Annotated in this window: 23 protein-coding genes; 17 read left to right on the forward strand and 6 right to left on the reverse strand. The window is 70.3% G+C overall.

All coding sequences use genetic code 11. The annotated features are described in order from the left end of the window. Positions 1–47 precede the first annotated feature (47 nt). Both rbfA and J4H92_RS10100 read left to right on the forward strand, forming a co-directional pair. Entirely contained in the window at positions 48–482 is a 435-nt protein-coding gene (rbfA, locus tag J4H92_RS10095; RefSeq protein WP_208098064.1) for a 30S ribosome-binding factor RbfA, read from the forward strand. Between the two features lie 165 nt (positions 483–647). Continuing rightward, positions 648–1,769 (forward strand): hypothetical protein, encoded by a 1,122-nt coding sequence (locus J4H92_RS10100; protein ID WP_208098065.1) that lies wholly within the window; start codon positions 648–650, stop codon positions 1,767–1,769. Between the two features lie 51 nt (positions 1,770–1,820). On the opposite strand, the gene J4H92_RS10105 is transcribed toward J4H92_RS10100, so the two are convergent. Continuing rightward, a complete protein-coding gene (locus J4H92_RS10105; protein WP_208098066.1) occupies positions 1,821–2,480 on the reverse strand; it encodes a TetR family transcriptional regulator in 660 nt (219 codons plus the stop codon). A gap of 140 nt (positions 2,481–2,620) precedes the next feature. Here J4H92_RS10105 and J4H92_RS10110 point away from each other — a divergent pair, with 140 nt between their 5' ends. The 4 genes from J4H92_RS10110 to J4H92_RS10125 are packed head-to-tail and all read left to right on the forward strand — an operon-like array spanning position 2,621 to position 6,684. Next, positions 2,621–3,799 (forward strand): ABC transporter ATP-binding protein, encoded by a 1,179-nt coding sequence (locus J4H92_RS10110; RefSeq protein ID WP_424960870.1) that lies wholly within the window; start codon positions 2,621–2,623, stop codon positions 3,797–3,799. After that, positions 3,796–4,755, forward strand: a complete 960-nt coding sequence (locus J4H92_RS10115; RefSeq protein ID WP_208098067.1) for an ABC transporter permease — start codon at positions 3,796–3,798, stop codon at positions 4,753–4,755. The genes J4H92_RS10110 and J4H92_RS10115 overlap by 4 nt, the downstream gene beginning before the upstream one ends. Continuing rightward, positions 4,752–5,585, forward strand: coding sequence for an ABC transporter permease (locus J4H92_RS10120; protein ID WP_208098068.1), 834 nt, complete (start codon positions 4,752–4,754; stop codon positions 5,583–5,585). Before J4H92_RS10115 ends, J4H92_RS10120 begins: the two co-directional genes overlap by 4 nt. Continuing rightward, the gene (locus J4H92_RS10125) at positions 5,578–6,684 is read left to right on the forward strand and encodes an extracellular solute-binding protein (RefSeq protein WP_208098069.1); all 1,107 of its coding nucleotides are present in this window, start codon (positions 5,578–5,580) and stop codon (positions 6,682–6,684) included. Before J4H92_RS10120 ends, J4H92_RS10125 begins: the two co-directional genes overlap by 8 nt. Positions 6,685–6,690: 6 nt before the next feature. On the opposite strand, the gene J4H92_RS10130 is transcribed toward J4H92_RS10125, so the two are convergent. Further along, on the reverse strand, positions 6,691–7,611 hold the full coding sequence (locus J4H92_RS10130) for an HhH-GPD family protein (RefSeq protein WP_208098070.1): 921 nt from the start codon (positions 7,609–7,611) through the stop codon (positions 6,691–6,693). A 208-nt stretch (positions 7,612–7,819) separates the two neighbouring features. On the opposite strand from J4H92_RS10130, the gene truB reads away from it, so the two are divergent. Genes truB through J4H92_RS10150 form a run of 4 tightly spaced genes read left to right on the forward strand, consistent with a single transcriptional unit; the run spans position 7,820 to position 10,564 of the window. Further along, positions 7,820–8,803: a tRNA pseudouridine(55) synthase TruB gene (gene truB, locus J4H92_RS10135; protein WP_208098071.1), complete on the forward strand. Its 984-nt coding sequence runs from the start codon at positions 7,820–7,822 to the stop codon at positions 8,801–8,803. Further along, on the forward strand, positions 8,800–9,162 hold the full coding sequence (locus tag J4H92_RS10140; RefSeq protein WP_208098072.1) for a hypothetical protein: 363 nt from the start codon (positions 8,800–8,802) through the stop codon (positions 9,160–9,162). The genes truB and J4H92_RS10140 overlap by 4 nt, the downstream gene beginning before the upstream one ends. Positions 9,163–9,167: 5 nt before the next feature. Then, positions 9,168–9,620 carry a hypothetical protein gene (locus tag J4H92_RS10145; protein WP_341783062.1) on the forward strand — a complete coding sequence of 151 codons (453 nt, stop codon included), beginning with the start codon at positions 9,168–9,170 and terminating at the stop codon, positions 9,618–9,620. After that, positions 9,620–10,564: a bifunctional riboflavin kinase/FAD synthetase gene (locus J4H92_RS10150; RefSeq protein ID WP_208098073.1), complete on the forward strand. Its 945-nt coding sequence runs from the start codon at positions 9,620–9,622 to the stop codon at positions 10,562–10,564. Before J4H92_RS10145 ends, J4H92_RS10150 begins: the two co-directional genes overlap by 1 nt. Positions 10,565–10,816: 252 nt before the next feature. Here the strand turns inward: J4H92_RS10150 and J4H92_RS10155 are convergent, their stop codons facing one another. Continuing rightward, positions 10,817–15,331, reverse strand: coding sequence for a phosphodiester glycosidase family protein (locus tag J4H92_RS10155; RefSeq protein WP_208098074.1), 4,515 nt, complete (start codon positions 15,329–15,331; stop codon positions 10,817–10,819). Positions 15,332–15,604: 273 nt separating this feature from the next. Here J4H92_RS10155 and J4H92_RS10160 point away from each other — a divergent pair, with 273 nt between their 5' ends. Beyond that, positions 15,605–17,716, forward strand: coding sequence for a DEAD/DEAH box helicase (locus J4H92_RS10160; RefSeq protein WP_208098075.1), 2,112 nt, complete (start codon positions 15,605–15,607; stop codon positions 17,714–17,716). Between the two features lie 37 nt (positions 17,717–17,753). Beyond that, entirely contained in the window at positions 17,754–18,788 is a 1,035-nt protein-coding gene (locus J4H92_RS10165; RefSeq protein ID WP_208098076.1) for a 6-phosphofructokinase, read from the forward strand. 157 nt (positions 18,789–18,945) lie between these two features. Here the strand turns inward: J4H92_RS10165 and J4H92_RS10170 are convergent, their stop codons facing one another. Next, positions 18,946–19,242: a mycoredoxin gene (locus tag J4H92_RS10170; protein WP_208098077.1), complete on the reverse strand. Its 297-nt coding sequence runs from the start codon at positions 19,240–19,242 to the stop codon at positions 18,946–18,948. A 54-nt stretch (positions 19,243–19,296) separates the two neighbouring features. Between J4H92_RS10170 and J4H92_RS10175 the strand changes: the two genes are divergently transcribed. Both J4H92_RS10175 and ilvA read left to right on the forward strand, forming a co-directional pair. Next, entirely contained in the window at positions 19,297–20,511 is a 1,215-nt protein-coding gene (locus J4H92_RS10175; RefSeq protein WP_208098078.1) for an AI-2E family transporter, read from the forward strand. After that, positions 20,508–21,779, forward strand: a complete 1,272-nt coding sequence (gene ilvA / locus J4H92_RS10180; protein ID WP_208098079.1) for a threonine ammonia-lyase — start codon at positions 20,508–20,510, stop codon at positions 21,777–21,779. The genes J4H92_RS10175 and ilvA overlap by 4 nt, the downstream gene beginning before the upstream one ends. A gap of 31 nt (positions 21,780–21,810) precedes the next feature. Here the strand turns inward: ilvA and greA are convergent, their stop codons facing one another. Both greA and J4H92_RS10190 read right to left on the reverse strand, forming a co-directional pair. After that, a complete protein-coding gene (gene greA / locus J4H92_RS10185; protein WP_208098080.1) occupies positions 21,811–22,293 on the reverse strand; it encodes a transcription elongation factor GreA in 483 nt (160 codons plus the stop codon). A gap of 164 nt (positions 22,294–22,457) precedes the next feature. Continuing rightward, on the reverse strand, positions 22,458–22,964 hold the full coding sequence (locus J4H92_RS10190; protein ID WP_208098081.1) for a DUF4307 domain-containing protein: 507 nt from the start codon (positions 22,962–22,964) through the stop codon (positions 22,458–22,460). A gap of 85 nt (positions 22,965–23,049) precedes the next feature. Between J4H92_RS10190 and mca the strand changes: the two genes are divergently transcribed. From mca to recQ, 3 genes are read left to right on the forward strand one after another with little or no spacing between them, the layout of a single operon-like run. Beyond that, on the forward strand, positions 23,050–23,961 hold the full coding sequence (mca, locus tag J4H92_RS10195) for a mycothiol conjugate amidase Mca (RefSeq protein WP_208098082.1): 912 nt from the start codon (positions 23,050–23,052) through the stop codon (positions 23,959–23,961). Next, the gene (locus J4H92_RS15425; RefSeq protein WP_243752231.1) at positions 23,958–24,290 is read left to right on the forward strand and encodes a hypothetical protein; all 333 of its coding nucleotides are present in this window, start codon (positions 23,958–23,960) and stop codon (positions 24,288–24,290) included. The genes mca and J4H92_RS15425 overlap by 4 nt, the downstream gene beginning before the upstream one ends. A 2-nt stretch (positions 24,291–24,292) precedes the next feature. Further along, the gene (gene recQ, locus J4H92_RS10200) at positions 24,293–26,170 is read left to right on the forward strand and encodes a DNA helicase RecQ (protein ID WP_341783064.1); all 1,878 of its coding nucleotides are present in this window, start codon (positions 24,293–24,295) and stop codon (positions 26,168–26,170) included. The last annotated feature ends 35 nt before the right edge of the window (positions 26,171–26,205 follow it).

Below are 26,205 nucleotides of genomic sequence, written 5' to 3' on the forward strand. Positions count from 1 at the left end.
TGCTTCCATCGTACGGAGGAGTCGGGCGCCGGCGGTAGGGTAGGAGCATGAGCAGTCCACGGGCCGGGAAGGTCGCCGAGCGCATCCAGCAGATCATCGCGCGCAGACTCGAGAAGGGGCTGCGCGATCCGCGGCTGGGCTTCGTGACCATCACCGATGTGCGGGTGACCGGTGACCTGCAGCACGCGAGCGTCTTCTACACGGTGTACGGCGACGAGCAGGAGCAGACCGATTCGGATGCGGCCCTGCGCGCGGCGACCGGCATGCTGCGCAGCGAGGTCGGGAAGCAGCTCGGCACGCGCCTCACTCCGGCGCTGGAGTTCATCCGGGACGAGCTGCCCGAGAACGCGCAGCATCTGAGCGAGCTGCTGGAGGAGGCGAGGCGACGGGACGAGGAGACCCAGGCGCTCGCCGCCGGAGCCGTGCACGCGGGCGACGCCGACCCCTATGTCAAGCCCCGCGAGGACGACGACGACGCGTAGCGGCCGGCCCTCGGACGCCGAGCGGCACCGGGCTCGACACCGCAGATCGATCGGTGCGGCGAGATGAATAGCCGGTGAATCCGTCTCCGGCTCCGGGTGCGGCGCCTGCTCTCACGCCTATGATGATCGTGTCCGCTGCCGGTGACACGTATTCGGAGAAGAGCTATGCCGCCTCGTTCGGGATATCCGTCGACCATCGTCGCCGCAGGCGCGGCTTCGACAATCGGCGCGGCGCTGCGCCGACGAGGGTTCAGGATCGTAGTCGCCGGAGCGGTCGTCGCCGGGCTCGCCCTGACCGGAGTCGTCGCCGGCGCGGGTGCTGCGGTTGCGGCGGCGCCGAGCGGAGCGCCTGCGGTTCAGCGGCAGGCCGAGAAGCGCACGCCGCCGGCCGAGACGTCGAAGAAGCGCGCCGTGAAGATCTCGATCGCCGCCCCGAAGACGGTGAGGTTCCGCAATGCCTTCTCCGTCACGGTCAGGCTCTCGGCGAAGCAGGCCGTGCGTTTCGGCAAGGCACGGGTCTCGGCGGGCGGCTACGCGAAGACGGTGACCGTGGAGCGGAAGCGGAGCTCGTCGAAGCAGGCGCAGAAGCGTCGGAGCGTCTCGTTCACCGTGCGGGTGCCGAAGCGCGCGGCCTCTGAGACGGGGAAGACGAGCGTCCGGGTGACGTATCTCGGGTCGAGCCGCACCGAGAAGGCGACCGCGAAGCAGGGCCTGGAGGTCGTGCGGAACGCCCAGCAGCGCGCCGCCGTGAGGTCGATAGCCGAACTGCGCCGCACGGCCGAGCAGCAGGACGCGTGGGCGAGTCGGTGGTGCCTGAGCACGTTGGGCGCCGTGTGGACGACCGACGTCGTCGAAGGATGGAACGCGCGCATCGGCGGCAAGCTGGTGCTCGCCGGCGAGGGGAAGCCCGCCGGAACCCTGCAGCGGCTCATCGATCGGGCGAACGCCTCGAAGAACCCCTACCTCGAGGACAAGATCGTGTGGAACCGGGTCGACTGGACGCGGGCAGAGCTGGTCTCGCAGATCGAGGAGATCCGGGCGCAGATCCCCGAGGAGTACCGCGACCGGAGCTGGGTGCAGCCGAAGCACGACGGCGGATCGATCACGGTCGTGAGCCCCTGGCCGGCGCTGAAGGCCCTCGCAGATCGGAAGACGAAGCGTTTCGACGGCACGGCGTTCTTCGCCTCCAAGATCCCCGTGGCGGGCATCGCCGACGGCGGCATCGCGAGCCCGTCCTGGTACATCGGCACCGGAGACGGCTGCGAGGTCCTGCCGCTGCCGGTGTGAGCCTCGGACGCGGCGGCCAGTCGGACGCCGCGGGGCCGGCCCGCGCGATCCTCAGCCGGGGATCCGGAACATCTCGATGTAGCGTCGCAGCAGGCTCATGAACGAGGATTCGGCCAGCGCCGCCTGATCCTCGGGGCGCTCGGCGACGATCTCCGCGAGCAGCGGAGCGCCGAGTTCGGCGCAGCGCGCCGACTCGAGCATGAGCCCCTCGGCGTTCCACTCGAACGCGAAGCCGAGCGCGAGGTGCTCGAGCCCCAGCAGGGCTTCGAAGGCGCGTGCCCCGTCCCAGCCGTCGCGGTGGAGCGACTGCAGGAAGCACTCGTACAGCTGCAGGGTGATCGCGTCTCTGACCGGCGTCGTGCTGAGCACCTCGATGGTGTTGGGATGGCGGGCGAAGGCGCGATAGTACGCCGTGCCGAATCGGAGCATCGCCTCGTCCCACGGGAGCTCGAGTATCCCCGGGTCGTGGATCTCGGCGGCGATCGTCGAGCGCACCAGGTCGAGGATCGCGGGCCGGCCCTCCACGTGGTGGTAGAGCGAGGGCGCCCGGACTCCCAGTCGTGTCGCGACGGCCTTCATGGTGCAGGCCTGCCAGCCGGACTCGTCGATGATCGCCAGCGCGGCGTCGGCGATGGCGCCCTCGGTCAAGGGCGGCCTCGTCGGCCGGCCGGGCTTGCGCTGATCTTCGGTCCCGACCTCGGTCCGGCTCATTGGTCTCCACCCCTGCGTGTTGCAACTTGGTAAACATCGTCCCCCGATGACTTGCAGTATAAATCTAACGTCATTAGATTTGGCGAACACGACGCCTGCGACGACGCGGGGCGACGGCTCGAGAAAGAAGAAGGCAGCCAGTGACGACCCAGCCCTATTCCCCGACGACCGACCCGGACGCGGAGCGGCGAGAGGCCTCCCCGTCGCGGGAACTCACCATCGCCCATGCCCGCAAGTCCTTTCTGACGCCCGAGAAGGCGACCGTCAACGCCATCGACGACGTGTCCTTCACGATCCGGCAGGGCGAGTTCTTCGTCATGCTCGGGCCTTCCGGCTGCGGCAAGACCACGCTGCTGCGGAGCATCGCCGGCCTCGAGAGCCTCGACGACGGGCAGATCCTCCTCGGCAGCCGTCGCATCGATCAGCTCGCGCCGCACGAGCGCCCCGTGAACACGGTGTTCCAGTCCTATGCGCTCTTCCCGCACCTCACGGTCGCGGAGAACGTCGCCTTCGGTCTCGAGATGGAACGGATGCCGAGGCGCAAGATCTCCGAGCGCGTCACCGAGATGCTGGAGCTCGTGCAGCTCTCCCCGCTCGCGAGCCGCAAGCCGGCGCAGCTCTCCGGCGGCCAGCAGCAGCGCGTCGCCCTGGCGCGAGCACTCGCCAAGCAGCCCGAGGTCCTGCTGCTCGACGAACCGCTCGCCGCACTCGATCTCAAGCTCCGCCGCGGCATGCAGAACGAGCTGAAGCGGCTGCAGCGCACCACCGGCATCACCTTCGTCTTCGTCACCCATGACCAGGAGGAAGCGCTCAGCATGGGCGACCGGATCGCCGTGTTCAATCAGGGCAGGCCCGAGCAGATCGGCACCCCGGAGGAGATCTACGAACGACCGATCAGCCGTTTCGTCGCCGGGTTCATCGGGGAGAGCAACTTCCTCACGACGGGGGCGACCAGTCGCCGGGGAGCCGGGGGAGAGACCGTTCTCGAGGTACGACTGCCCGGAGGAGAGCCGACGGTGCTGCCGACCGTCGTGCCGACGCCCGACGGCACGGTCACGCTCACGATCCGGCCCGAGCGCATCCGCGTGGACGACGGGCCGGGTCGCCTCGCCACCGGCGCCGTCACCGGTCTGGTCTACATGGGCACCGACCTGCGCTGCACGGTGACGCTGAGCGACGGCACCGAGCTCGGCGTGCGCGTGCCGCCGCCGTTCCACGAAGGATTGCAGCCCGGCGCGGAGGTCGGCCTCCATGCCGAGGCCGCCGCACTGCGTCCCCTGGTGCCCGAGCCCGTCGATCTCAGCGGGGCCGGACGATGACCGCCCCGGTCGACCCGACCGCCACTCGGCCCGTCGGCGCGGTGTCCGCCGCGGCCAAGCGGGAACGCCGGCGCCCCGGGCAGTTCGGCTGGCCGGCGAGCCTGCCGGCACTGCTGATCGGGCTCCTGTTCACCGTCGGGCCGCTGGTCATCATCATCCTGTTCTCCTTCATGTCACGGCCGCCGCAGGGCGGCGGCGTGGTCTACGAGTTCACGCTCGAGCCCTACATCGGCTTCCTGTTCCAGACCGACTTCCTCGGGAACACCACCTTCGACCCCCGCTACCTCAAGGTGTTCGGGGATTCCCTCCTCCAGGCGCTCATCACCACCGTGGTCTGCCTCCTGCTCTCCTTCCCGCTGGCGCTGTGGATGGCCACGCGATCCCCGAAGCTGCAGAGCTTCCTCGTGCTCCTGGTCACGATCCCGTTCTGGACCAATCTGCTCGTGCGCACCTACGCCTGGATGCTGATCCTCAACGACAACGGCATCGTGAACCAGGCCTCGCAGGCGCTCGGCTTCGGCAGGCTGGAGCTGCTCTACACGCCGTTCGCCTCGCAGCTCGGACTCATCTACACCTTTCTGCCCTTCATGGTGCTGCCCATCTACGCCTCCCTCGCGGGATTCGACTTCCGGCTCGCGGAGGCCGCCTACGATCTGGGGGCGCGCAAACGCGCCGTGATCCGCCGGATCATCCTTCCGCTCGCCACGCCGGGCATCATCTCCGGGATACTGCTCGTCTTCATGCCGGCCTTCGGATCCTACGTGCAGCCCGTCCTCCTCGGCGGCGGGAAGGTGCTGCTCATCGGCAACCTGATCGCCTCCCAGTTCGGCGATGCCCGCAACTGGCCGTTCGGCGCCGCGCTCTCGGTCATCATCCTGGTCATGCTGATGATCGCGCTCATCGCGATCGCGTTCTACTCCCGCAGGTCGGGCCGGAAGGTGGAGATCTCGCTATGAACGGGCAGCCCAGCACCCGCGCCCGCCGGACGCCGCGCGCGCTCCGTCTGCGGGACTTCCCCGGGGTCGGGATCATCGCCGTCATCGCGGTGGTGTTCCTCTACATCCCGATCCTCATCACCACGCTCTACGCCTTCAACGACGGCGACTCCGCCCTGGTGTGGAAGGGATTCAGCCTGCGCTGGTTCGGCGAGGTGGCGCAGAACGCGAACCTCATGAACTCGGTGTGGGTCTCGCTGCAGATCGCCGTCGTGGCGACCGCCGTCGCCACCCTGTTCTCGATCCTGTTCGCGCTCTCGGTCGAGCGGCTCCGGGCCAGGGGCAGCGCGATCGCGATGGCGGTGCTCTCCGCGCCGCTCGTGATCCCCGAGATCGTGCTCGCGGTGGCGACCCTGGGGTTCATCAGGATCATCGGACTGGCGCCCGGCATGCTCGCGCTGATGCTCGCGCACACCTCGTTCTGCATCCCCTTCGCGCTCATGCCGATCCGGGCACGGCTCAAGGGACTCGGCACCAGCTACTTCGAGGCCGCGACCGATCTCGGCGCGAGCAGCTGGCAGGTGTTCCGGCGGATCACCCTGCCCCTGCTCGTCCCGGGCATCATCTCGGGCGCGATCCTCGCGTTCGTCATCTCCCTCGACGACTTCATCATCTCGAACTTCCTCTCGGCCTCCGGCGCGACCCCGCTGCCGGTGTTCCTCTTCAGCCTCATCCGACGGGGGGCGAGCCCCGCGGTCAACGTCGTCGCGACGCTGCTGCTCGTCCTCGCCATCGTCGTGACGACCATCACGTTCCTGCAATCACAACGAAGGAGTAAGCAGCATGCGTAACACCAAACGAACCACCGGAGCGATGGCCGCCATCGCCGTAGGCGCGCTCGCGCTGACCGCCTGCGGAGGCGGGGTGTCGGACGCTGAGCCGGCACCGGATGGCGGCGCGTCGACCGACTACGTCGAGGCCACGAGCGGTCAGGTCAACCTCTACACCTGGAGCGACTACTTCCCGGAGGATCTGGTGAAGAAGTTCACCGAGGACACCGGGATCACCCTCAACGTCGACTACTTCGACAGCAACGAGAGCCTCGAGGCGAAGCTCCGCGCCTCGGACGGCGCCGGCTACGACGTCGTCGTGCCCTCGGACTACATGGTGCAGATCCTCAAGAACGACGGTCTGCTGCTCGAGTTCGACGCCACGAGTCTGCCGAACGGCGGAAACATCAAGCCGGAGTTCCTCGACGTCTACTTCGACGAGGGCCGCAAGTACAGCACGCCCTACCTCTACGGCACGACCTCCTTCGCCTACGACACCGCGGTGATCGACGAGGATCTCACCTCGTGGAACGACTACTTCAACCCGCCCGCGTCCGCCGGCGGCGTCGGTACGATGAACGATCAGGTCGAGGTCGTCAACAGTGCGCTGCGGGCGACCGGCGGTGATTTCTGCACGACCGACGGCGCGCAGCTGCAGGCCGCGCAGGATCTGCTGGTCGACTTCAAGCCCAGCGTCGGCACGATCAACAGCGACGGCATCTTCGAGCGGTTGGCGAACGGCGAGCAGGCGATGGCGATGATCTGGAACGGCGCGGCGCATCGCGCGATGCTCGAGCGCGACACGATCACCTTCGTCTATCCAGAGGAGGGCATCGCGCTCTGGCAGGACAACTTCACGATCCCCTCGGGCGCCGAGAACGTGGACCAGGCCAAGACGTTCCTGAACTGGATGCTCGATCCGGAGAACATGGCGGTCGCCGTCAACTACCAGGCCTACGCCTCCGGCGTGGCCGGCACCGACGAGCTGATGAGCGAGGAGCTCGCGTCCAGCGAGGCGATCGTCATCCCCGAGGGCTACGACCTCGCCCTTCCCGTGGCGCCGTGCACGAACGACGAGCTCACGAACTACACGAAGATCTTCGAGACCTTCAAGGGCTGACCCGCCTCACGGCAGACGGGCGCGCCCCTCGAACTCGACGAGGAGCCCGTCCGCGAGCAGCGAGTCGTAGACCCGGCGCGGTTGCGCCGGGTCTACGGCCTTCGCGCGGCTCCCGGCGGGTCCCTGAGCGGCGCGCAGCGCCTCGGACCTGGGTACGGGGGCGGCGGCCGATCTGAGGAGCGCCATGATCCGGCCCCTCGCCTGCCGGTCGCTCCCCTCGAAACGCGCCTGCGTCGGCCGCTTCGCGGGTGCGTTGTCGGGGTAGCCGGCCCCCCGCCACTCGCACCATTCCGAGACGGGGCACTCCTCGCAGCGCGGCGCACGCGCGGTGCAGACGACGGCTCCGAGCTCCATCGCCGCCGCGTTGAACACCCGTGCCTCGACCGGGTCGTCGGGGAGCAGCGCCGCCATGTCGTCGAGGTCGCCCGCCCGTGGCGGCCCCGCGGCGGCGCGGCCGCGCACGAGTCTGGCGATCACCCTCCGCGTGTTGGTGTCGACGACGGGGTGGCGCTCGCCGTAGGCGAAGGCGGCGACGGCTCGCGCGGTGTACGGTCCCACGCCCGTCAACCCGAGCAGCGTCTCGACGTCGCGCGGAACGACGTCGCCGTGCTCGTTCGCGATCTCGGTGGCCGCGCCGTGCAGCCAGAGCGCCCGGCGCGGGTACCCGAGGCGCCCCCAGGCCCGCACGGCCTCTCCGGGCTCTTCGGCCGCGAGTCGCGAGGGCAGCGGCCACCGCCGCATCCACTCCAGGAACCGGGGGAGCACCCGCTCGACCTGCGTCTGCTGCAGCATGAACTCGGAGACCAGCACCGCCCAGGCGCCGACGCCTCCGGGCGCCTCGCTCCGCCAGGGCAGCTCCCGCGCCTCCTGCGCGAACCAGGAGCCCAGCGCCCGTGCGAGCCCGCGCCGATCCCCGTGCCTGTTCATCCCGTCCAGTCTAGGAGCGGGAGCCGCGAATCCCGCTCACGGATCCTGCGCCCCGCGCGGTCGCCCGACGGCGAAGCACCGCCTCGCGGGGCCGACCGCGCCCGGCGCCGCCGCGCCCGGCGTCTCGCGGCGACGTGGTCCCTTCTCGCCTTTTCCCGCGTCGCGAACGGGCGAGAAGGGACCAGACGAGCCGCGTAGGATGGTGGGGATGGGAGAGCGCACGCCGAACGGCATCCTGCTGGTGGACAAGGCCGAGGGATGGACGAGTCACGACGTCGTCGCCAAGGCGCGACGCGCGGTCGGCACCCGCAAGGTGGGGCACGCCGGCACGCTCGACCCGATGGCGACGGGGCTGCTGGTGCTCGGCGTGGGCCCCTCGACCCGTCTGCTCACGCACCTCGTCGGTCTCGACAAGAGCTATACCGCGACGATCCGCCTCGGCGCGGCCACCGTGACCGACGATCGCGAGGGGGAGACCGTCGCGCGGGCCCCTGGGGAGCGGATCGAGCGCCTGCTCGCCGATCCCGCGGCACTGACACGGGCCGCGGACCTGCTGACCGGGCCGATCGAGCAGGTGCCGAGCGCGGTGAGCGCGATCAAGGTCGATGGTCGGCGGGCGTACGATCGGGTGCGCGCCGGCGAGCAGGTGGAATTGAAGAGCCGGCGGGTGACGATCCACCGTTTCGCGCTCGGCGAGCCCCGCGCGGTGCGGAGCGGGTCGGGTGCTCCGGGCGCGACGGCCATCGACGTCGATGCCGAGGTGAGCTGCTCGTCCGGCACCTACGTGCGCGCGCTCGCCCGGGATCTGGGACGGGCGCTCGACGTCGGCGGCCACCTGACGGCTCTGCGCCGCACCGGCGTCGGTCCCTTCGCGGTGGACGGCGCCCTCGGCACGGATGCTCTCGCATCCGGCGGATCTCCTCAGCTGATGCCGCCCGCCGACGCCGCGCGAGCCCTGTTCCCCGTGCTCCGCCTCGGTGCCGCCCAGGCGGAGGATCTCGGGCATGGCAAGCGGCTGGAGGTCGACCCTCTGCTCGTGCCGGATGCCGGGCTCGCCGCCGCGATCGGGCCGGATGGTCGGCTGATCGGCCTCGCGTCGATAGCGGGCGGACGGGTGCGCGTCGTGACGAACTTCCCCGCCGAACCGCCCGCCCACCGGTCCGGGCCCGCCGCGCGGGAGACCGCGCCGTGATTCTCTGGTTCAGCGCGGTGCACATCGCGATCGCCCTCCTCGCCGCAATCGTGTGCGGATGGGCGTTCGCGCGGAGGTCCGGCCCGAACGACTACACGCTCGGCGCGACGCTCCTCGTCGGACTGCTCCTCGTGGCGCAGGTCGTCATATCGATCGCGGCGCCGTTCGCCGGCAACTCGGCGCAGGGCGACCCGCTGGAGTATTGGATGTACCTCATCACGGCCCTCGTGCTGCCCTTCGCCGCGGGCTTCTGGGCGCTGCTCGACCGCAGGCGCAGCGCGAACCTCGTGCTGGTGGTGGTGAACCTCTCGGTGGCGGTCATGGTGTACCGCATGCTCGTGATCTGGGGCGTAAGCTAGAGGCCGTGCCAGCAACCGAGACCTCCCAGGAGCGATCGCGCACCGGAACCCTCGGCCGGGTGCTCATCACGGTGTATCTGATCCTCGCGCTCGCGGCCACGATGCGGGCGATCTACCAGATCGTGGCGAAGTTCGACGAAGCGCCGCTGGCCTACAGCCTGTCCCTCCTCTCGGGCGTCGTCTACATCGTCGCCACCGTCGCCCTCGTGAGACGGCGCGGGGTCTGGCGGACGGTCGCGTGGGTCGCGCTCGTCTTCGAGCTGACGGGGGTGCTCGTCGTCGGGACGCTCAGCTTCGCCGCCCCCGAGCTCTTCGCGCACGACTCGGTGTGGTCGCACTTCGGCTCGGGGTACCTGTTCGTGCCGCTCGTGCTCCCCGTGCTCGGCATGATCTGGCTGCGCGGCCGACCCGGGCCCGCAGACGAGTCCGATCCGATCGCGCCGGAGGAGCGGAGGTGATGCGCACCTACGAGTCGCTGCACACGATCCCCGACGACGCCTTCCCCCGCGGCACCGCGATCGCGATCGGCAAGTTCGACGGCGTGCACCTGGGTCATCGGGCGCTGCTCGCCCGGATGGCCGAGATCGCCGAGGAGCGCTCGCTCGACACCCTCGTCTTCACGTTCACGAACAATCCGCTCAGCTTTCTCCGTCCCGAGATCTGCCCGGAGCCGATCCTCAGCAGTCGTCAAAGGCTCGAGGTGCTCGAGCGCCTCGGTGAGACGGCCTGCGTGATGGTGCCGTTCGACGCCCGTCTCGCCGCGGTCCCGGCCGAGGAGTTCGTCGAGCGGGTGCTCGTGGAGACGCTCCGGGTCGGGCACATCTGCGTGGGAGAGGACTTCCGCTTCGGGAACGGGGGAGCGGGCGATGCGGCGATGCTGGCGCGTCTGGGCGAACGGTTCGGGTTCACCGTCGAGGTGATCGAGGACGTCGAGGATCGCGAACTCGGGCGGATCTCGTCCACTCGCATCCGCGAGGCGATTCTGCAGGGCGACGTGGGTACGGCGCGGCGCATGCTCGGCCGGCCGGCGACCGTGCGCGGCACGGTCGTGCAGGGCGACCGGCGCGGCCGCGAGCTGGGCTTCCCCACGGCGAACCTGGGCGGCGAGCTCGAGGGCCTGGTGCCTCGTGAGGGCGTGTACGCGGGCTGGGCCCTGGTGGGCGGCGAGCGGCATCCCGCCGCCATCTCGGTCGGAGTGAATCTGACGTTCGAACCGGGGGGAGACGCGCGCGTCGAGGCGTTCCTGCTCGATTACTCGGGCGACCTGTACGGCCGGCGGATCGAGGTGCAGTTCGCCGAGCGTCTGCGCGGAATGGAGGCGTTCCCGGACGCTGGAGCGCTGATCGAGCGCATGCACGAGGATGTGAGCCGAACCCGCGGGATCCTCGCCGAGGGGCGCTGAGACTCTTCCGACGGCCCGGACGTCGCTCCGGCGGCATTCGGGCCGTCGGAGCGCAGGAGTTCGCATCGCCGCTTCGATGAGGGCGGCCCTGGCGATCCCGGCGCGGGAAGACTCCGCGCGGGGGAGAGACGCGGCCCCCGCCCGGGGGGGCATACAAAGCAGGCCCCCCCCGGTGCGGGGGAAAGGGGGGTGCGCCGCCCACCCGGGGGGGGTCGCATTCCACTGCTGCCCCGGCCGGTTGCGCGTCTCAGATCACCGCCTCACGGTGATCCTGGTCTTCGCGCTGGCCTTGGAGAGGTAGCCGGATCCGGCATAGCTCGCCGTCACGGTCTGCTTGCCGGTCCGGTTCAGCTTGGTGACCTTCACGGTCGCCTTACCCGACCTGTCGAGCTTCGCCTTCGCGGTGCGCCCGGCGACCCTCACCGTGACCCAGCCGCTCGCCGAGGAGCCGGTGGCCTTCACCCGTACGGTGAGCTTGGCGGTGCCGCCCCTCTTGACCGACTTCTTGGCCGGCCTGACCGACACCGCGGCAGCAGCCTTGTTCACCTGGACCGTCGTGGCCGCGGTGGTCTGAGCGCCCTGCATCGTTCCGCTTCCCCGGTAGTCGAGCAGCAGCGTGTGCTTGCCCGGCTTCAGCAGTCGTGCCGCGATGGTGACGCTCCCCTTGCCGCCGGAGACGACGCCGGACACCCGGTGCTTGCCGACGGTGCCGGTCACCTTTCCGGAGAGGACGGCCGGTGCGAGCTTCACCGGCACCTTGACCGGCTTTCCGTAGGCCACCTGCACCGACGGTGCGACCATGGCGGTGCTGATCGTGGACGAACCGGGGTCGCCCTTCTCACCGGGGTCGCCCTTCTCGCCCTTCTCGCCGGGGTCGCCCTTCTCGCCGGTCTCGCCCTTCTCGCCGGGGTCGCCCTGTTCGCCCTTCTCGCCCTGCGGGATGGCGGTGCTCAGGCCGCTGAGCGCCACCTCGAACTGGCCCTCGGGCACGTTGGCCGACACCACCAGCTCAGCGCTGGACTCGACATCCTCCTTCGATGGGGAGAACCGAACCAGGGCCTCGCAGGCCTCGCCCGGGGCGACCGTGACGTCGGCGCAGGTCTGACCGGCCAGCACGAACTCGCCCGCGGGGCTGGTGCCGGTCGCCTGTATCGACAGGTCGTCGACCTTCAGCGGCCGGTCCCCGCTGTTGGCGATCCGCACCGTCTGTCCGACGCCGGTGGTGCCGGCCGGCTGGCTCGGGAAGACCGGCGCCGGAGCGTCGATCCTCGCGCCCGGTCCGGAATAGGGGGCGACCGTGATGGTCTTCTCGCCGACCACGGGCGCGAGCGAGGCAGGATCGGTGTGCTCCCGCATCGACTCGCTGGTTACCGAGACCTTCACCGTTCCGGCCCGTAGCGCCGTCAGCTCCCGGGTGACCGGATTCAGGATGGCGACCTTCTTGGATCGCTTGGCCGCGGTCACCGCCGCCTCGCCCGAGCCGATCGCAAGCCCCTCGTCCCCGGACCAATGGACCGAGACCGGGTAGGCGAGCGGAACCACCCGTGAGCCGGCGGTGACGCCGGAGGGCTGCACGATGTGTCCGCCCAGTGTCGCGGAACGGCTCACCTCCAGCGTCTCCGGCGCATCGATCACCGTCTCCTGGGAGAAGGCCCGCACATCGGCGGTCAGCCACTGGCCGTCGGCATCGGCGTCCGAGTCGACGCTCCAGTTCAGCCAGCCGGTCAGCCCGCCGCGATCCGGGGTGCCGTAGGGCGACTTGCCCGAGGAGGGCAGGACCACGTAGGAGACGCCTTCCTCTCGCTGAACGTTCGCGATCTGCGCGTGCGAGCCGATCATCGTCACGCCCTTGTCGCTGGCCTTTCGGAAGTCGCTGAGCAGCTTCTTGATCAGCTTCACCTCGACGCGATCCGTCAGCTGACTGGACTTCGTCTCGGCCGGATCGTCCACCGGATGGTGGGCGAAGACCACGACGTTCTTCACGGAGGCGTCGTCCTCGGCCGATTCCAGCGCCTGCTGGAGCATCGGCAGCTGGTCCCAGTCGGAGGTGCGCAGATTGCCCAGGGCGCTGTTGAGGAGGATGAACCGGCTTCCCTTGTGGTCGAAGACCCGGTACGGCTCTCCGAACTCCGCCTCCCAGTTCTCCAGGGTGGACTGCACATTGTTGAGACCGTAGGACTCGTGGTTTCCGGGCACGTAGTAGCAGGGCACGGTATCCGATGCCGGATCGGGAGTGCTCTCCGCAGGCGGCTCCTCGCCGACCGCGATCAGATCGCAGCCGCCGGCCTCGAGCGTCTCCCTCGCCAGCGTGACGTCCTCCGGCAGCGCCCGGTCGATGATGTCGCCGTTCAGCACGACGAAGTCGGGGTTCTGCTCCCGGATCCGGGCCAGTGCGGCGACCGCGACCTTGGTCAGTTCCGGTGACGACGCGGTGAACTGCACATCGGAGAGCGTCGCGAAGCTCCAGTCGTCCTCGCCGTCGGTCTTGCCGTCGGCCGAGAACAGCGGATCCGCGCGCAACGGGTCGATGTCCGGCAACTCGATCTCGGAGGGCACGTCGGCCTCGACATCGCCGAAGACGAAGTGCCCGGCGACCTGCTGATCCAGTGCGGTGTTGATGCCCTGGAACGAGTTGAACCGGATCGGGAAGGTGACTCCGCTGGCGGGCACGGTGAAGGTCACGTACTGCCAGTCCTCGCTGGCCTCCAGGCCGGTGCCGTACAGGCCGTGCGACTTGCCCGCGGCATCCCAGAAGCCGGCGTAGGTGAGGCCGCTGGGCACGTACACGCTGGACTTCATCTTGACTCGGACCCGCAGCGGCTGGCCGGGGATCTCCACCCAGCGCGAGGCTACGCCCTGCGCCGAGATCCCCTTGTTCCGAGCCGCGGCGAAGTCCATGCGCAACCCTTCCGGGTCGGCGGTGAACACCGGGTTCGCCCCGGCGGTGCTGTTGGAGGTCCAACGGCCCGTGGCGACCTGATCATCGTCGAAGCGGTACGGCGAGACGGTCTGCACGCCGACGGTGATGGGCAGCTTCACGCTGGTCTCTCCGGCGGCGATCCTCAGCACGGTGCCGCCGTTGCCCAGCGGGGTGATCTTCAGCCCGGTGCCGGACGGAGTGATCCGGACCACGGCCCTGTCGTATTCCAGGTCCAGGTCGCTGAGCTCGACCGGCGCGGTGAACCCCTGCTCGTCGTGGCCGGTGACCGCGACCGTGACGGCGTTGGCCGCCACCGGGTCGGTGATGGACACCCGGTCGGTCGAGGTGGTCAGCTGGGCGAGCTCGCCGAGGACGGTGACCTTGCGCTCGCCCAGGGCGCTGTCGGCGGTCGCGCGCACGGTGATCGCGCCGTCGGCAGAGTCCGGTGCGGACAGCAGACCGTTGTCGATCTGACCGGTGCTGGTGCTCCACCGCACGTCGCCGCGGGCGAGTTCGACCGGCGTCTGGTGGTCGTCGACGGCCTTGGCGGTGAGGGTGCGGTGCAGGCCGGGGAACACCCGCGCCTCTTCGGCATCGGGAGTGATGACGAGGTCGTCGATCCGACCGCTGCCGGCCGCGACGAACACTCCGACGCCGTTGGGGTCGAGCCGCTCCTCCCCGTCCGACGGACGGTTGCGAACCGTCACCTTCTCCTCGCCCATCGGCCTGGCCACCATCGTGGTCGAACCGCCGCCGTCGAGGTTCCACGCGGTCTCGGCGCCCTGGCGCACCATGAACGCAGCGAGTTGACGCATGGTCATGCCGACGAACGGCGACTGCCGTCCGTCGTTGGTGACCAGCATCATGGTGCGCCCGCCGTTCTTGAACCCGATGACGGTGCGCGGATGCACGTCGTTGTCGAGCTCGGAGTCGGGACGGGCCTGCCCGTCGCGGACCAGCTCGCGGTTCGAGCCGATGACGAACTTCATGTCCTTCGCCACGGCGTCGTTCAGGTCGTAGGCCAAAGACACCTCGTCACCGGCGGTCAGCTCGCGGATCGTGTCCGCGCCGGACTCCCGTCCGACCAGCACGAAGGCGCCGTTGGGGATGTCGCCGCTGCCGGCGCCGGTGGCGTCGACCGAGACCACCCGGCCGTCCTGCACCAGCACCGAGGCGACGTCGGAGGCGCCGTTCACGGAGATCGACCGCGCCGCCGAACCCCACAGCGGGGTGAAGGCGACGATGGCGTTGGCGGGGCTTCCCGCGAGAGTGTTCGACGCGTTGATCGAGGTCACCGGATGCTGGGCGCCGTCGATGGTCGCGGTCGCGGTGACCGCCATGTCCACCGCGCGGCCGATTCCGTCGTTGCCCACCCCGACATGGTTCCAGGAGCCGTAGTCGGTCGACTTGAGCAGCTCGCCGTCGCGGACCTCGGCGCCCAGCGGCGCACCCGAGTTGCTGATGTCGAAGAAGTCGCCGTTGACGCCGGCGACCGCTCCGGCCTTGTCAGCCTTCTTCGAGATCGCATTCCGTTCGGTGACGGTGTCGCCCGCCAGCAGGTCGGAGGACACCGCCGGGTTCGCCAGGTCGACGGTGAGGATCTGCTGGTCGTACCAGCCGGTCGGATCCAGCGAGACCAGGTGCCGCAGCGCGACCCCGGGGCCGACCTGCTCGGTCTCGTCGGTCAGCGCGAGAGCGGAGTCGGAGAAGCCCGGCGTCTCGACGACGGGTGCGGCCAGCGCCGCGGGCGAGGTGAGGACCCCCGTCAGGAAGACCGCGCCGACGACCGAGGTCGTCAGGGATCGTGATATCCATCGGTGTCGTGTCGATGGCGTGTTCGATGGCATGGGAACCTTTCGCAGTGAGGTGGGGCGCCGTCCACGTATGGACAGCGTTGTCACCGTGACAGCGCGGGGTTAATGATTCGTGAACCGTGCATGAGGCGCCGGTGACTCCGACGTGAACGCGGGGCGTCGGAGGGGTGGGGGCGCATGGGGTAGAATCGGTTCGGGCCGCATCCGAGCACTCGGTCGTCACGAAACCGTGCTTCAGACCGGGGAGCGCATCGCCGGATCGGTCGTGCAGTCGGCACGGCTGCGTACACGCCGATCAGGAGATCCATGGCAACCATTGCTGCGACGCGCGCGAACGGCACGCAGTCTCAGACGCGAAGGCGTCACACCCACAACGAGGGCATCATCCCGCTGCTCGCCCGAGCGGTGCGCGAGGTCGAGGCCTCCGCGCAGCGCGGCAAGGCGAGTCCGGCCAACCGCACCAAGTTCCAGGTCATCGCACTGCTGATGCGGGAGGAACGGGCGCGGGTGAAGACCGAGGAGGGCATCTCGGACGCGGAGCGCGCGGAGACGCTGAAACGACTGGACGGCGTCGCCGCGATCCTGGCGAAGACCGCCGCGCGGGACACCTCGCTCATCACGCTGCTCGAACCCGCCGCTGCGATCACCGAGGCGACGCGCCTGCTCAAGCGCAAGATGCTGACCCAGGCGGGGGTGGAGGTCTCCGACGAGCCCGCGCCGGTCGTGGCGCAGGCGCTCGTCCCCGCCGAGCTCGCCGAGCGGCAGGTCGAGCCTCCCGGCATCGAATCGCGTATGCGGGCCAACCCGTTCCTCGCTCCCGACCTCGCCCGCGCGAAGAAGCCGACGCCCGTCGTCCGCCTCGCGAACTGGGAGCTGCTCGGGCCGCTCCTCAAGTCCTTCGAGCAGGGCGGCGGATCCGCCTGCATGCCCCTTCCCGAGCCGCCGGTGCCGGACCGCCTCGCCCCCCGGGGACTCGAGCTCATGCCCCATCAGGCGCGATTCCTCGCAGCCGTCGGCGAGGGGCACCGGAGCTTCCTGCTGGCGGACGAGCCGGGCCTGGGCAAGACCGCGCAGTCGGTGATCGCGGCATCGGTGGCCGGCGCCTATCCGCTGCTCGTGGTCGTGCCCAACGTCGTGAAGATGAACTGGGCCCGCGAGGTGCAGCGCTGGACGCCGCAGCGCAGGGTCACGGTCATCCACGGCGACGGCGACGGCGTCGACGCCTTCGCCGACGTGTTCGTGGTCAACTACGACATCCTCGACCGGCACCTGAGCTGGATCTCGCGCTTCGGCTTCCGCGGGATGGTCGTGGACGAGGCCCACATGATCAAGAACGTCCAGTCGCAGCGGTCCCGCAATGTGCTCACCATCGCCGATCGGGTCCGCGAGCGCACCCCGGGCCTCCGCCCGCTCATGCTCGCTCTGACGGGCACGCCGCTGATCAACGACATCGATGATTTCCGCGCCATCTGGAGGTTCCTCGGCTGGACGGACGCGGAGAAGCCCGGTCCGGATCTCATGGCGGCGCTCGAGGCGAACGGCCTCACACCCGCGGATTCGGCGTTCTACCCGAAGGCGCGGCAGAGCGTCATCGAGCTGGGCATCGTCCGGCGGCGCAAGGTCGACGTGGCCTCCGACCTCCCGGCCAAGCGCGTGGTCGACCTCCCGGTCGAGCTCGACGACGAGCTCGGACGCGGCATCCGCGAGGCCGAGCGGCAACTGGCCGAGCGCCTGCTGCTGCGCTTCAACGCGATCAAGGGGGGCCGTCTCGGCCGGGAGCTCGGCGACGACGCGATCATCCGCATGGTGTGCGCGCAGGAGCTGGAGGAGTCGAACGCCTCGTCGAGCGGAGCCAACGTGTTCACGATGGTGCGGCAGATCGGCCAGGCGAAGGCCGCGCTCGCCGCGGACTATGCCGCCCAGCTCGCGCGATCCGTAGGCAAGGTGGTGTTCTTCGCCAAGCACATCGACGTCATGGACCATGCGGAGGCGGCGTTCGCGGAGCGGGGCCTCGGCACCGTGTCGATCCGCGGCGATCAGACGGCGACGCTCCGGCAGAGCCAGATCGACGCCTTCAACAACGATCCGGAGGTCTCGGTGGCGGTCTGCTCGCTCACCGCGGCCGGCGTGGGCGTGAACCTGCAGGCCGCCTCGGACGTCGTGCTGGCGGAGCTCAGCTGGACCGACGCGGAGCAGACCCAGGCGATCGACCGGGTCCACCGCATCGGCCAGGAGGAGCCCGTCACCGCCTGGCGCATCGTCGCCGCCCAGACGATCGACGCCAAGATCGCCGAGCTCATCGACGCCAAAGCAGGACTCGCCGCCCGCGCCCTGGACGGGGCCGAGGCGAAGCGCGAGGATGAGGACTCGGTGCAGTTGCTCGCACTGATGGCCGTGCTGAGGGCCGCACTGCAGTAGCGGTCGATCGTCGTCCGGAGCGGAGAGGGAGTTGCACATGCGCGTCGGGGTGCTCTGTTCGGGCGGTGACAGCCCGGGGATGAACGCGGCGATCCGCGGCGCGACTCTGCGCGGCGTCGACGTCCACGGATTCGAGATGGTCGGCTTCGTCGACGGCTGGCGCGGGTTCCGCGACGGGGAGACGGTGCCGCTCGACCGCCCCGCCGTCCGCGGGCTCTCCGGCGTCGGCGGCGTGTTCCTCGGGACGAGCCGGGTGGCGCCGTTCTCGAGCGTCCTCGACGAGGTCGACTTCGACGCCTTCCGCGCCCGGGTCGCCGACTACGGTCTCGACGCCTTCATGCTCATCGGCGGGAACGGCACCCAGACGGTGGCGAGCATCCTCCACGATCACGGCGTGCAGGTCATCGGCCTCCCCAAGACGATCGACAACGACCTCGGAGGCACCGACTACACCTTCGGCTTCGACACGGCGGTCTCGATCGCCTCCGAGGCGATCGATCGGCTGCGCACCACGGGCGATTCGCACCGGCGCTGCATGGTGCTCGAGGTGATGGGGCGGGACGCCGGCTGGATCGCGCTGCACGCGGGCATGGCGGGCGGCGCCCAGGCGATCCTCGTGCCCGAGTTCCCCGAGTCGCTCGAGCAGGTGTGCGAGTGGGTGACCAGTGTGCGCGATCGCGGCCGCTCCGCGATGGTCGTCGTCGCCGAGGGCTTCCGCCTCGCCGGCGCCGACCACGCGGTGACGCGGGACGGCCTCGACGGATTCGGGCGGCCGCGACTCGGCGGCGTGGCCGAGCAGCTCGCGCCGCTCATCGAAGCGGGCACGGGCATCGAGACCCGGGCGACGGTGCTCGGCCACGTGCAGCGCGGCGGCGCCCCGACCGCCTTCGACCGCGTGCTCGCCACGCGCACCGGCATCGCCGCCGCCGACGCGGTGCTGCGCGGCGAGTGGGGCACGCTCGCGGGGCTGCGCGGCGACCGCATCGAGCTGGTGCCGCTGGCGGAGGCCGTCGGACGCCTGAAGACCGTTCCCGAGGATCGCTACGCCGAGGTCCGTCTCAACTTCGGCTGAGCCGGCGGGTCGTCTCGGGAGGCGACGCGCACGGGGTCCGGGATCCCGCTCTCATCCCTCCGGAGCGTCTTCGCGGCGTGGCCGACAAGCATGCCACTCCGCTCACCCGATCATGCGACGAGAGCGGGATCCCGGACCCGGTGCGCTCCCGACGGCGTCAGGCGGAGAGGCGCGTCTTCACGTCGCCGAGCGACGGATTCGTCGCCGCGGAGCCGTCCGGGAAGAGCACCGTCGGCACGGTCTGATTGCCTCCGTTGAGCTGCTCGACCAGCTCGGCCGTGCCCGGCGTCCGCTCGATGTCGATCTCGGTGTAGCCGATCCCCTCGTGGTCGAGCATCTTCTTCAGCCGCTTGCAGTACCCGCACCACTCGGTCGAGAACATGGTGATCGAACCGTCGTCGGGGATGTAGTCGTCTTTCACGGCGCCTCCGGGGGTGGGAATCCTGACCGCCATCCTACCGCGGGACGCATGCCCCGCCGGCTCGGCGGCACGTTCTAAGATGATCTCGTGACCGAGCAGAAGACCGAGCGCCTCAGCGAGCCCGCAGCGGGGCCCGATCCGGTCGACGACGCCGCCGTCGAGCTGCCGCTCGGCGTGCGCGTGGCCGCGGCCTGGTCGTGGCGCCTCATCGTGATCGGGGTGGCCGTCGCGGCTCTGCTCTGGCTGATCGTGGAGGTGCGGATCATCGTGATCCCGATCCTCATCGCGATCCTGCTCACCGCGCTGCTGCAGCCCCTCGTCAATGCGCTGCGACGTCTCGGACTGCCGCGATGGGTGGGGGTGGTCGCCGCGCTGCTCGCCCTGTTCGCCTCGGTGTCCCTGCTGGTCGTGCTCATCGTGACGCAGCTGCGCAGCGGACTCGAGGACGTCACCTCGCGCTCGACGCGGGCGTGGCGGGACTTCCTGGCCTGGATCGAGACGTCGTTCGGCGTCTCCGGCGACCAGGTCGACGGCTTCATCGACCAGATCGTCCGAACGATCGAGGACCACCAGGACGAGATCTGGAGCGGCGCGCTCGCCGCGACCACGACCGCCGGACAGGTGCTGACGGGAGCCCTGCTCACCCTCTTCTCGCTGATCTTCTTCCTGCTCGACGGCAAGCGGATCTGGTTCTGGGTGCTCGGCTTCCTGCCGAGTCGCGCCCACGCCCCGGTCGACACCGCGGGCCGGGCCGGCTGGTCGTCGGTCGGGCAGTACGTCCGCGTGCAGATCTTCGTCGCCTTCGTCGACGCCGTCGGCATCGGCGTCGGGGCCGCCATCCTCGGCGTGCCGCTGCCGGTGCCGATCGCGATCCTCGTCTTCCTCGGCTCGTTCATCCCGTTCCTCGGCGCGATCGCCACGGGCGCGCTCGCGGTGTTCATCGCGCTCGTCTACAACGGGCCCATCAACGCCCTCGTGATGCTGGGCGTCGTCATCCTCGTCCAGCAGCTGGAGAGCCACGTGCTGCAGCCCCTCGTGATGGGCACCGCGGTGCGGGTGCATCCGCTGGGCGTGGTCCTGGCCGTCTCGACCGGCGCTCTGCTCGCCGGGATCCCCGGCGCCCTGTTCGCGGTGCCCCTCGCGGCGGCGCTGAACGCGATGGTGAACGCGCTGAACGAGCGCGGATGGGAGAGGGGCCACGATCCGGTGGCCGCGTTCCTCAAGGGGGACAAACGGCAGCGGGTGGTCAGACGCCGTGCTCGGCACGTGGCACGCTTGGAACGACGAAAGGGAAGCGCATGAGCGAACGCGGCGGAGCGGATCCCGTCTCCGGGGGGTTCCCGATTCCGACGCTGGACGACTTCGAGCGCGCCGCGGCGGTGGTGCACCGGGTGGCGCGGAACACGCCCCTGGAGTCGTCCCGATTCCTCGCGGAGTCGCTCGGCGTGCCGAAGGTCTACCTCAAGTGCGAGAATCTGCAGCGCACGGGCGCCTACAAGCTGCGGGGCGCCTACAACCGCCTGGTCCAGCTCACCCCGGAGGAGCGCGCCCGGGGCGTTGTGGCCGCCTCCGCGGGGAACCACGCTCAGGGGGTCGCCTTCGCCGCGCGGGAGCTCGGCATCTCGGCGACGATCTTCATGCCGCTGGGGGTGGCGCTGCCGAAGCTGCAGGCCACGCGGCGCTACGGGGCCGAGGTCCGCCTGGTGGGCGACACCTTCGACGCGACGCTCGAGGCGTCGCGCGCCTTCGTCGAGGAGTCCGGTGCGATGATGATCCCGCCGTTCGACCATCCGGCGATCATCGAGGGGCAGGGCACGGTCGCGATCGAGATGCTCGACGCCGCATCCGATATCGAGACGGTCGTGGTGGCCATCGGCGGCGGGGGACTGGCGTCGGGCGTCGCCGCGGCGGCGAAGCTGCGCGCCGAGCGCGAGGGCCGGCGGATCCGGGTGATCGGCGTGCAGGCCGAGAACACCTCCGCGTTCCTCCCGTCGCTCGAGGCCGGGCGCCCCGTGACCATCTCGACCAGCCCCACGATCGCCGACGGCATCGCGGTCGCGCGACCGGGCGATCTCACCTTCGAGATGGTCCGGCGCTACGTCGACGAGGTCGTCACGGTCAGCGACGACGACATCGCCCGGGCCATCGTCATGCTGCTCGAGCGCACCAAGCTGGTGGTCGAGCCCGCCGGGGCGGCCGGGGTCGCCGCGCTGATCTCGGGCAAGGCGCGCGTCTCAGGGCCGACGGCCGTGATCCTCTCGGGCGGCAACATCGACCCCCTGCTGCTGCAGCGGGTCATCGGTCACGGTCTCGCGGCGTCTTCGCGCTATCTCAAGCTGCGCATCCTGCTGCCGGACGTGCCGGGTCAGCTGGTGCGCACCGCCGCCATCGTCGCGAGCAAGAACGCCAACGTGATCGAGGTGATCCACACGAGGCACGCGACAGAACTGCCGATCAGCGATGTGGAGCTCGAGCTGCACATCGAGACCCGGGGCGTCGAACACGGTCAGGACGTCGTGCAGGCGCTCCGCGACGCCGGATACGTCGTGAGAGTCGGCGAGCGCTACTGAGACCGCTCCGGCGGCCGGAGTCGCTCCCGCCTCAGCCGGTGTAGGTGTCGACGGCGAGGATCCTGACCTCGATCTCCTTGCCGTTCGGCGCGGCGTAGGATGCGGTGTCGCCGACCTTCAGGCCGAGGATCGCGGCGCCGAGCGGGCTCTCGGCGCTGTAGACGTCGAGACCGCTCCCATCGGCGAGTTCGCGGCTGCCCAGGAGGAAGCGCTCCTCGTCGCCCCAGATCTCGGCGGTGATGACCGTGCCGATCTCCACGACCCCGCTCGCCTCAGGAGCCTCTCCCACCACCGCGTGCTTGAGCAGCTCTTCGAGGTCGCGGATGCGCGCCTCCATCTTGCCCTGCTCCTCTTTCGCGGCGTGGTAGCCGCCGTTCTCCTTGAGGTCGCCCTCTTCGCGAGCGGCCTCGATGCGTGCCGCGATGTCGCGCCGGCCCGGTCCGGCGAGCTGGTCCAGCTCGGACTTGAGTCGGTCGTAGGCCTCCTGGGTGAGCCAGGTCTGATTCTCGGCCATCTCGGCTCCTTTCCTACGGCTCCGCCGTAGTCCGTGCGGGAGATCGGATCCCCGTAGCCGGCGAGGGCGCTTCGCCCTGCGCTCGACACTTCTCGCGGAGCGGATGCCCTCCGCCCGACTAAAGCTCATGCCCCGGCGTCGCCGGGGCATTGGCGACGAGTCTATCAGGGTGCGGCCCGGTCTTCGAGCAGCCAGCAGCTTCGCACCGTGCCGGTGGTCGCCGGATACGTCGTCACCAGGGTGTCGGTGAACATCCGTGTGCGCCGATCCTCGAGCGGGAGTTCGACCACCTTCCAGCCGACCGTCGAATAGGAGGTGCTCAGCGCCTCCAGGGCGCACGCCACCGCCGCACCGGGGGCGGCGGTCACCTCGAAATCGACCGCCACCGTCCGTTCGTCGAGCACCCGGTAGTGGACCTCCCGGAAGTCGAGGCTGCTCTGGTGCTGCCAGCCGCCGAAGAGCAGCACGACGAGGCCGAGCAGGAGCGCGCCGCCCGCCACCGCCCAGCCGAGCCGGCGGTCGACGCCGCGACGTCGCGAGCGTCCGTAGCGCTCGTCGAGGGAGGCCGCACGGTCCGCTCCGGCGGCGGATCGGCTCCGGTCGGCATCCCGTGCGGGGCCTGGAGCGGTCTGCTGAGCAGCGGGGACGTCTGCCGTCGGGGCACTCGTCACTGCATCCTCCGAACTGGCGTGGGTAGACTGGGTCGCTGTCACCAGCGTACCCGGCGACGTCGGTGCGCGATTGTGAAGGGACCCCATGGCACTCAGGCTGATCGCCGTGCACGCCCACCCCGATGACGAGTCGAGCAAGGGCGCGGCGACCTATGCGCACTACCTCGAACTCGGCGCGGAGGTGCTGATCGTCAGCTGCACCGGCGGCGAGCGCGGAGACGTGCTGAACGAGCTGGTGGCCAGGGATCCGAAGAGCCGTCGCGACCTGGCCGGTCTGCGGCGCGACGAGATGTCGGGAGCGCAGCAGGTCATCGGGTTCCAGCATCGCTGGCTCGGCTACCGGGACTCGGGGCTGCCCCCGCAGGGGGACCCGGTCCCGGCGGACAGCTTCGCCGACATCCCCGCCGAGATCTCCGCGGAGCCCCTCGTGCGGATCGTGCGGGAGTTCCGCCCCCACGTCATGATCACCTACAACGAGCAGGGCGGCTATCCGCACCCGGACCACATCCGCTGCCACGAGATCTCCAAGCTGGCCTGGGAGCTCTCCGGAGACGCGGACGCCTACCCCGAGACCGGCGAGCCGTGGGCGATCAAGAAGCTCTACTACGAATCCATCTTCAACACCGATCGGATGCTCAAGGTCTACGAGACGCTCCGGGAGAAGGAGCCGGGGTCCCCGCTCGTCGCCCAGTTCGCGGAGATGGTCGAGCGCTTCACGAGCCGGCCCAGCGACGCCACCGCCCGCGTCGAGGTGGGCCGCTTCTTCGAGCGCCGGGACGCGGCGCTGCGCGCCCATGCGAGCCAGGTCGCCCCGGACAGCTCCTTCTTCTTCTGGCCGAACGATCTGCAGCGCGAGGCCTGGCCCTTCGAGGACTACCGGCTGGCCGCCTCCCGCGTGGCCACGAGCCAGTTCGAGGCGGATCTCTTCCAGGGCGTCGAAGACGACGGCGCGCACCCCGTGCTCGCGCGCCGCAACCAGCAGGAGGTACACGGATGATCACCCTCGGAGTCCCGATCGCGTTCCAGGTGTCCGCTCTGATCCCGCTGGCCGAGGAGTCCGAGCTGCCGGCGGGCTCGATCCCGCCCGTCGCCTTCGCCGTGACCGCGCTGTTCGCGCTCGCCGTCTTCGCCCTCGGGTGGGACCTGGTGCGGCGCGTGCGCCGCAACCAGTACCGGGCCGAGATCCGCGAGGCGCTCGCCGAGGAGGTCGCGCAGCGCGACGCCGCGGCCTCGTCGGACGCGGCCGGCGGCCCGCGGGCGGATGCGCCGGGCCGCGATGCGGGACCGCAGCCGGATCCCGGCGCCCCATCTGGTCCCCGGGCCTGACCGTGCAGCCGGAATCGGGGACGCCGGCCGATCCGGTTCGGGTGCTCGCCGAGGTGTTCGGGTACCCGGGGTTCCGCGGCGATCAGGAGAGCGTCGTCCGGCAGCTCATCGCCGGGGGCGATGCGGTCGTGCTCATGCCGACCGGCGGCGGGAAGTCGATCTGCTACCAGGTGCCGTCGCTCTGCCGCGAGGGCACCGGCGTCGTGTTCTCGCCGCTCGTGGCGCTGATGCACGATCAGGTCGCCGCGCTGCGTCTGGCGGGCGTGAGCGCGGCGGCCCTGAACTCGTCCATGACCGCCGCGGAGCGCGCCGACGTCGAGCGGGCCTTCCTGGCGGGCGAGCTCGATCTGCTCTATCTCGCTCCGGAGCGGCTCGGGCTCCTGGAGGGCCCGGCGCCCGGCGCCGACGATGCTGAGGGCGGATCCCGCACGCTGCAGCTGCTGCGGCGGGGGCGGATCGCGCTCTTCGCCTTCGACGAGGCGCACTGCGTCTCCCAGTGGGGCCACGACTTCCGCCCGGACTACCTGCGCCTGGGGGAGATCGCCAGGCTCTGGCCGGACGTGCCGCGCGTGGCGCTCACGGCCACGGCGACCCCCGCCACGCATCGCGAGCTCACCGAGCGGCTGCACCTCGAGCGGGCCCGCCACTTCGTCTCGAGCTTCGACCGGCCGAACATCCGCTATCGCATCGTCCCCAAGGCCAAGGTCCGCGATCAGCTGCGGGACTTCATCGTCCGAGAGCACGCGGGCGAGTCCGGGATCGTCTACGCGCTGAGCCGGAAGCGGGTGGAGCAGACGGCCGAGCAGCTGCGGGCCGCGGGGGTCGACGCGGTCGCCTATCACGCCGGCCTGCCCGCGGAGCAGCGCCTCGAGGCGCAGAACCGGTTTCTGCGCGAGGAGGGCGTCGTGGTCGTCGCGACGATCGCGTTCGGCATGGGGATCGACAAGCCGGATGTGCGCTTCGTCGCCCACATCGATCTGCCGAAGTCGATCGAGGGCTACTATCAGGAGACCGGTCGCGCCGGTCGCGACGGCGAGCCCGCGGAGGCCTGGCTCGCCTACGGCCTCGCCGACGTGGTGCAGCAGCGGCAGCTGATCGAGGGCAGCCCCGGTGATGAATCGGCCAAGCGCAGTCAGCTCGCGCATCTGCAGCACATGCTGACGCTCTGCGAGACGACTCACTGCCGCAGGCAGTTCCTGCTGCGCTACTTCGGGCAGGAGCTCTCGGCGCCCTGCGGCAACTGCGACGTCTGCCTCGACCCGCCGCGGCTCTGGGACGCGACGGTGCCGGCGCAGAAGATGCTCTCCACGGTCCTGCGGGTCGGCCGCGAGCGCGGCGGGCGCACCTTCGCCGCCGGCCAGCACATCGACATCCTCCGCGGCGTGATGAGCGATCGGGTGCGCGCGCTCCGGCTCGACGAGCTCTCGACCTGGGGCATCGGCGACGACCTCTCGGTGGCGCAGTGGCGCGGCGTGGTGCGCCACCTGCTCGCCACGGGAGCGCTGGAGAGCCGGGGGGAGTGGGGCGTGCTCGCCCCCGGCGAAGCGGCGAAGCCGATCCTCCGCGGAGAGGAGCAGGTGATGATGCGCGAGGAGGTCATCGCGCGGAGATCCGGGGGCGGGGGATCCCCCGCGAAACGCGCCGCGGTCGCGGAGCTCGCGCCCGAGCAGGTCGAGACCTTCGACCGGCTGCGCGCCTGGCGTCTCGCCGAGGCGCGCGAACAGGGCGTGCCGCCCTACGTGGTGTTCGGCGACGCGACGCTGCGGGCGCTCGCGGTGCACCTGCCGCGCAGCCCCGAGGCGCTGCTCGAGATCAGCGGCATCGGCCAGGCCAAGCTCGAGAAGTACGGCGAGGCGGTCATCGCGTTGCTCGGTGAGTGACGGCTCTCGCCTTCCGGCAGGGGGTTGACGTTTCG

This window comes from Leucobacter weissii, from assembly GCF_017565745.1.
GTDB classification, from domain to species: domain Bacteria; phylum Actinomycetota; class Actinomycetes; order Actinomycetales; family Microbacteriaceae; genus Leucobacter; species Leucobacter weissii.